General features: G+C 43.3%; 5 protein-coding genes and 4 tRNA genes. 3 read left to right on the top strand and 6 right to left on the bottom strand.

Features of this window, described 5'->3' with window-relative positions:
- Positions 1–151 precede the first annotated feature (151 nt).
- From AB6E54_RS22465 to AB6E54_RS22480, 4 genes are all read right to left on the bottom strand, one after another.
- Positions 152–227 (bottom strand) — tRNA-Thr (locus tag AB6E54_RS22465).
- A gap of 13 nt (positions 228–240) precedes the next feature.
- A tRNA-Gly gene (locus tag AB6E54_RS22470) sits at positions 241–315 on the bottom strand.
- A 39-nt stretch (positions 316–354) separates the two neighbouring features.
- Positions 355–439: transfer RNA gene (locus AB6E54_RS22475), tRNA-Tyr, on the bottom strand.
- A 44-nt stretch (positions 440–483) separates the two neighbouring features.
- Positions 484–559: transfer RNA gene (locus AB6E54_RS22480), tRNA-Thr, on the bottom strand.
- Between the two features lie 210 nt (positions 560–769).
- Between AB6E54_RS22480 and coaA the strand changes: the two genes are divergently transcribed.
- Entirely contained in the window at positions 770–1,693 is a 924-nt protein-coding gene (gene coaA, locus AB6E54_RS22485) for a type I pantothenate kinase (RefSeq protein WP_017066910.1), read from the top strand.
- Positions 1,694–1,700: 7 nt separating this feature from the next.
- On the opposite strand, the gene birA is transcribed toward coaA, so the two are convergent.
- Together birA and murB are read right to left on the bottom strand one after the other, a co-directional pair.
- Entirely contained in the window at positions 1,701–2,666 is a 966-nt protein-coding gene (gene birA / locus AB6E54_RS22490; RefSeq protein ID WP_017059800.1) for a bifunctional biotin--[acetyl-CoA-carboxylase] ligase/biotin operon repressor BirA, read from the bottom strand.
- A complete protein-coding gene (gene murB, locus AB6E54_RS22495) occupies positions 2,663–3,709 on the bottom strand; it encodes a UDP-N-acetylmuramate dehydrogenase (protein ID WP_102333084.1) in 1,047 nt (348 codons plus the stop codon). Before murB ends, birA begins: the two co-directional genes overlap by 4 nt.
- 66 nt (positions 3,710–3,775) lie before the next feature.
- On the opposite strand from murB, the gene AB6E54_RS22500 reads away from it, so the two are divergent.
- Together AB6E54_RS22500 and pssA are read left to right on the top strand one after the other, a co-directional pair.
- On the top strand, positions 3,776–4,207 hold the full coding sequence (locus AB6E54_RS22500; RefSeq protein ID WP_017059798.1) for a GNAT family N-acetyltransferase: 432 nt from the start codon (positions 3,776–3,778) through the stop codon (positions 4,205–4,207).
- A gap of 91 nt (positions 4,208–4,298) precedes the next feature.
- On the top strand, positions 4,299–5,639 hold the full coding sequence (gene pssA / locus AB6E54_RS22505; protein WP_029235079.1) for a CDP-diacylglycerol--serine O-phosphatidyltransferase: 1,341 nt from the start codon (positions 4,299–4,301) through the stop codon (positions 5,637–5,639).
- Positions 5,640–6,245 lie beyond the last annotated feature (606 nt).

Here is a 6,245-nt window from a genome sequence, read left to right on the forward strand (position 1 = left end):
CCGATAGTACCAACGTTTACGTGCGGTTTCGTACGTTCAAATTTTTCTTTAGACATGGGGTGTCCCTCTAGGTACGGATTAGGTGGCTTAAAATAAGACCACGCAACCAAAAAAAATGGTTTTCTTTATTAAAGGAGAAGAAGCTTTAGACTGGTGCTAATACCCAGAGTCGAACTGGGGACCTCACCCTTACCAAGGGTGCGCTCTACCGACTGAGCTATATCAGCACACAAAATGAGTTGGAGCGTGCAGCGGGAATCGAACCCGCATCATCAGCTTGGAAGGCTGAGGTAATAGCCATTATACGATGCACGCAACACGTAACTCTGTTTGAGCTATTTAACCTTTAGAATATGGTGGAGAGGGACGGATTCGAACCATCGAAGGCAGTGCCAACAGATTTACAGTCTGCTCCCTTTGGCCACTCGGGAACCTCTCCAAATTTTGAGCTTTCTCTCGCTTGCCTTATAGGAAGGGAGAAAGTGGTGCCGACTACCGGAATCGAACTGGTGACCTACTGATTACAAGTCAGTTGCTCTACCTACTGAGCTAAGTCGGCACAAGTGGGGCGCATTTTATTGAATGATTTTCCACCTTGCAATAGTAAATTGAAAAAAAGTGCAAAATTCTCTTACCAAACTCCTACATACGGCTATTTAGCTCAAGGTTTACGTCTTTAACCCGCATCTAGTACAGGAAGATATTTTATTTATCTATCGCTTGATGTATTTTCCATGCACTTGTTTTGTTATCCACTATAGAGTTTTGTATGAGCCCATTTATGTCATTTGACCGCGAACGTTGGTCTGAGCTAAGGAATTTAGTTCCGATGACACTTTCTGAGAGCGACTTAAAAGAGCTTCAAGGCATCAATGAAAAGCTCACAATGGAAGAGGCAGTAGAGATCTATCTACCGCTATCTCGTCTATTGAACCTCTATGTGGCAGCCAGACAGAATAGAAACTCGGTACTCCACCAATTTCTAGATAAGAAAGAGAAAGCGCCACCTTTTATCATCGGTATTGCGGGTAGCGTAGCTGTTGGCAAAAGTACCACTGCGCGTCTGCTTAAAGCCCTACTCTCTCGCTGGGAAAACCACCCAAAAGTTGAACTAGTGACAACCGATGGCTTTTTATATCCAAACGAGGTGTTAGAAGAGAAAGGGTTGATGAGCAAAAAGGGCTTTCCTGAATCTTACGATATCAAGCGTTTAGTGAACTTTGTTTCGGATGTAAAAGCTTGCAAGAGAAATGTCACAGCCCCTGTTTACTCGCATCTTACGTACAATATTACTGATGACGTTAAGTGCGTCGACCTACCAGATGTGCTTATTATTGAAGGGCTTAATGTTTTACAAACCGGAATGAATTATCCACACGAGCCACATCGCGTGTTTATTTCAGACTTCCTTGATTTCTCACTCTATGTTGACGCTGATAGCCAACAAATCAAAGAATGGTACGTCAATCGCTTTATGAAATTCCGCGATGGCGCGTTTACTAAGCCTGGCTCTTACTTTAGTCATTACACTAAATTATCGAACCAAGCCGCATTGGACAAAGCAGAAGGTATCTGGAGTTCAATTAATGGCTTGAACCTTGAACAAAATATCCTTCCGACAAGAGAAAGGGCTCACCTGATTCTACGTAAAGGCGCAGATCATATGGTTGAAGAAGTGTTACTAAGAAAATAGTAACGCCTTAGTCGCCTTTTCTTAGCGATATCTCGCCACCAATATAGCTCTCGACACCATTCTCAGTTTTGAGCAATACAGCACCTTGTTCATCGATGCCTTGAACAACACCTTCAATTTCTCTAGGTCCAATGATCAATCTAACATTGCGACCTAAGAAATTATCCAAGCGGTTCCAACGCTCTAAAAAATTGGACATTCCTTTCAACTCGTAGTCGACAAGTGACTTATCCCAAGCATTGATCAGAGCCTGCGCTAACTGGTTACGGTCTGGCACCTTCCCATCACACACTTCTTTAAGGGAAGTCCATGGCTGGCCAATACCTGATGTTGTTGGATCCATGGATAGGTTTAGCCCTAAACCAATCACAATATGCGCAGCGCCGCCAGACTGTCCTGACAGCTCGACCAAGATACCTGCAAGCTTCTTGTCATTGTGGTAAAGGTCGTTCGGCCATTTAAGCTTTACACCTTCTACGCCCATCTCTTCCAAAGCTTCAACAACAGCTACACCAACCACAAGGCTTAAGCCCATTGCGGCAGCCATCCCCGCGTCGAGTCTCCAATACATTGAAAGATAGAGGTTTGCACCAAATGGTGATACCCACTCTCGTCCACGGCGTCCACGACCCGCAGCTTGATATTCAGCAATACAGACAGAACCCGATTCGAGGGTGTTAGTGCGCTCTAATAGGTGTTGGTTTGTAGAACCTATGATGGGAATGAGTTCAAGAGAAGCATCGCGACTAACTGCAGACAATTTGTCTTGGTCAAGCATATCCAAACGACTGGCTAGTTTGTAACCCTTGCCTTGTACTCGGTAGATATCTAAACCCCACTCTTGAATACCTTTAATGTGCTTACTGATAGCCGCTCGTGATACGCCAATCATTTCACCTAGGTCTTCACCTGAATGAAACTCACCGTCAGCAAGACATCTCAATAGTGCAAGCTTGGTACTGTGCTCTCTCATGCCAATGACTCCAAAGCCTTATCCAAGTTTGTCTCGCAGTCTCGTCCCATAAAGCGCACTTCATGTTCCAATCGAATATCGAATTTATTCAAAACGGACTGGCGCACTCGCTCTGCAAGCTTAAGGATATCCACAGCAGAAGCCTCATCATAATTGATAATAACCAATGCTTGGTTGGGGTGAACCTGAGCGCCACCTTCTGTCACACCCTTGAACTGGCATTGATCAATCAGCCAGCCAGCAGCAACTTTGATCATGTCATTACTCTCATAACCAACCATATTTGGATATAGAGCTAACAAGCGATCAAAATGATCTTTGGTGATCACAGGGTTTTTGAAGAAGCTACCCGCATTCCCTTGTACTCTAGGGTCTGGCAGCTTACTTGAACGGATAGCACACACTTCATCAAATATAGTGCGAGGGGAGAGCGTATCGGCTGCTAGGCTTTTTAACGGGCCATAGTGATTGCATGGCTCCCACTCTTTCGGCAACGTTAAACCAATCGCAACAACAATCGCTTTACCGTAGAGAGCATGTTTGAAAATAGAATCTCGGTAACCAAAGAGACACTCTTCCTTGCTTAATCGCTTAACTGTATAAGTATCCAGACATAGGATATCAACATACTTGCATATATCTTGCAGTTCAACGCCGTACGCACCAATATTCTGAATCGGAGCAGAGCCTGAACAACCGGGTATCATTGCTAGATTTTCTAGACCACCCAGCCCTTTATCGACACTCCACTTAACCAAACTAGGCCAATCCTCGCCACCACTCACATGCAGTAGGTGATGACTGTCCGTCTCGGCCAGCTCAATCCCGGCTAATTTATTCACGATGACCAGGCCAGCGAAGTGCTCAGTAAAAAGCATATTACTGCCCTTACCCAGTATTAACTTAGGCAAAGCTGACCATTTAGGGTCTTTGTAAAGCGAAATAAGTTCTTCGGTAGTGGTGACTTCAACCAACGCATCACACGTCTGATCGATGGAAAAAGTATGAACATTTTTTAAACTAGCATTGAGATGGAATTGCATGGCGATATTCAATTAACTTACACTGCGGTCATTCTACAGCAGATAAACCAATGGCGCAGTGACTGAATGAACAATGTCATCATTACTCAATTAGACCCAGTAAAGGTTCCCCTAGTTAAACGTTTCTATAAAGAACATTACCCAACGGGAAAAGCGAATAAGAGTGAACTGATCTATTCGTTATTGCTGAATAACGAACTGTGCGGTGTCGTGCGTTTTCGTACAATAGAAAATAATCGCTTACTTACCGGTATGGCGATATCAAAACAACATCGTGGTCAGCAATTAGGCTCCCAGCTTATGGATTATTGTGCGCAACATACGCTTACGGAAGATGATTACTGCTTTGCGTACGCTCATCTCACCAATTTTTACGCGCGACACAAATTCGTACAAGTAGACCCTAAAGATCTACCAAATGGTTTAAGAGTTTTATACGAGCGCTATTCGAATAGCGGAAAAGATCTCATTCCTATGCATTATCAGCAAAATTGTTAGAGAATGCCTCGATTATCTAGTATTTGGTGCTATCCCTTTGGTAAAATTAAAGGTTCGCAATTTTGCATATTTTTAAGGTAAAACAGTCAATATGATTGCCAGTAGGAATCCATTCATACAGTTGCCAACCATAGCGCAGAATCCTGACAAGTTTGAAGTACTACTATCAGCGCAAGAGTTTCGAACTCGCCTACTTGATGAAATATCTCGCGCAACGACTCGTATTAGTTTAGTCGCTTTGTATCTTGAAGATGATGAGGCTGGCCGTGAGATCCTGACTGCCTTATATGAAGCAAAGCAAAAGAATCCAGAATTAGACGTGAGCGTTTGTGTCGATTGGCACCGGGCGCAGCGTGGATTGATTGGCGCAGAGTCTTCTGAAGGCAATGCAGCCATGTATAAAGAGTTCGCAGAGAAATATCAACATTCTGTGCCTGTCTATGGCATTCCCGTTCGCGGCAAAGAAGTCTTTGGCGTATTGCACTTAAAAGGCTTTATCGTCGATGATAGCGTGATATACAGCGGTGCAAGCCTTAACAATATCTATCTGAATTACCATGACCGCTATCGCTTTGATCGTTACCATGTTTTAAACAATGCAGCTCTTGCTGACTCAATGTTTGCCTACGTACACGAACAGATGGTTGCGGACAGCGCTGTTTATGACCTGGCTGATAAGAACAAGCCTGCGACCAAAGAACTGAAACCAGCGATTCGTCAGTTTCGAGCATCATTGGCAAGGTCTCAGTATCAATTCGAAGGGCAAGAGGTTTCAGCAGAGCAAGTGGCTGTAACACCATTGGTTGGTATCGGTAAAAGACGTAACCGTCTGAATCAGGGAATCAACCAACTCGTCGCTCAAGCTAAAGATGAAATCTTCATCTGCACACCTTACTTCAACTTCCCACCTAGCCTAGCTAAAGAAGTGAAGAAAGCACTTAAGCGTGGCGTAAAGGTCAGCATTGTTGTTGGTGATAAGACAGCGAATGATTTCTTTATCTCACCAGAAGAAGAGTTTAAAACGATTGGTGGTTTGCCATACCTTTACGAACTGAACTTACGCCGTTTCGCTAAAGCGAATGAAGCTCATATTGCTAGCCGTAATCTATCAATTCGACTTTGGCAACACGATTCCAATAGCTTCCACCTAAAGGGCATTTGGGTAGATAAGCGCTACATGCTACTAACAGGTAATAATCTAAATCCACGCGCATGGAAGTTGGATCTAGAGAACGGTATCTTTATCCAAGATAACTACCATCACCTAACAGACAAGTTTCAGGCTGAAGTGGATAACATCCTTCAACACACTCAGCTTATCTGTACTTATAAGCAGTTAGACAAGGTAGAGAGCTACCCGATGGAAGTTCAGAAGTTGATTCGTAAGATCACTCGTGTGAAAGCCGATAGGGTGCTTAAGCAAATACTGTAGTCGATGTATTAGAGACACTATTTATCAACGCCTAGCAAACGCTAGGCGTTTTTGTATCTACGAGATAGCTATTTAGGTTTGTTTGATGGTCTTTCGAATCAACATCTCTATTTATGCACAGTGAGTGTGATAGCTTGAAGTGTTAAGCATCCTACCTTTTCCTTAGTCAGTCTCAGGGTTCCAGATACGTGTATCAGGTATGGTTTAGATAGCAGCTAAACGAGTACCAATACGAACATAATCGACAATTACCCTTTACGTATTCAAGCAATAAAGTCTCACTCCTTAGGGCGAAGTACGTACGCGATAGAGAATTTCACATAGTAAAACAATCAGATTAGTGCTCTGCTCTATTTAGCTTAAGAGTTAGAAGTGACCACCTATATTCCCAAGCAGCACCTCCCGATATATAGAGAAGTACTTCATAGCTAGCGATAAGGATCTACTACTAAAACCCAAAACACATACGCAGGAAACGACGAAAGCCTAGTCGTCAGACTAGGCTTTCTGATATGTGCCGGAATAGCATGAAGTGCAGGGGTTCGGTGTCTTTATACCAATTAAAGTAAAAATGTGATCTAATTAAGATTGATGAATTATTGTGAA

The sequence above is a fragment of the Vibrio sp. 10N.247.311.49 genome, assembly GCF_041467655.1.
GTDB lineage: Bacteria > Pseudomonadota > Gammaproteobacteria > Enterobacterales > Vibrionaceae > Vibrio > Vibrio crassostreae_C.